The sequence below is a fragment of the Collinsella sp. Sow4_E3 genome (assembly GCF_052116285.1).
Lineage (GTDB): Bacteria > Actinomycetota > Coriobacteriia > Coriobacteriales > Coriobacteriaceae > Collinsella.
Map to the genome: position 1 here is coordinate 1 of NZ_JBQKLJ010000126.1, position 432 is coordinate 432.

A 432-nucleotide genomic window follows, 5' to 3' on the forward strand; every position below is an offset into this window, starting at 1 on the left:
GCGCGCGCCGACATGACCGGCCCGGCCGAGATGTTGCCCACCTTGCGGGCCTTGGCGTCGATCGCCTTGGCGAGCGATCCCGTGGACTTGACGTCCTTGGCCGTCACCGTGACGAACTCGTAGGTGCTCGCGCCCCACAGCGCCTTGTCCTCGCGGTAGGTGAGCATGCCGTCGTCGTCCAGGCGGGCGACCACCTTGGCCTGCGCTGCCGTCTTCGGACGGTACGTGTCGACCTGGAACGTGCCGATGACCGGGTTGCTCTCCTTCACCGCTGCCCGCGCCGGGGTCTTGACGTAGCGCTCGGAGCGCGTCACGGCGGGCTTCCCGGGGATCTCCGGCGTGCCAGGCGTGCCGGGCGTGCCGGGCACCGCAGGCTTCACGAGCACCTGCTCAGTCCGCGTCTCCTCCTTGGTGCACGGCTCGAGGGAGTTG

At 70.1% G+C, this 432-nt stretch carries 1 protein-coding gene; it reads right to left on the bottom strand.

The features are described 5' to 3' along the window. A partial coding sequence (locus ACTQ48_RS11590; protein WP_441571086.1) for a hypothetical protein occupies nt 1-432 on the bottom strand: 432 nt, incomplete at both ends.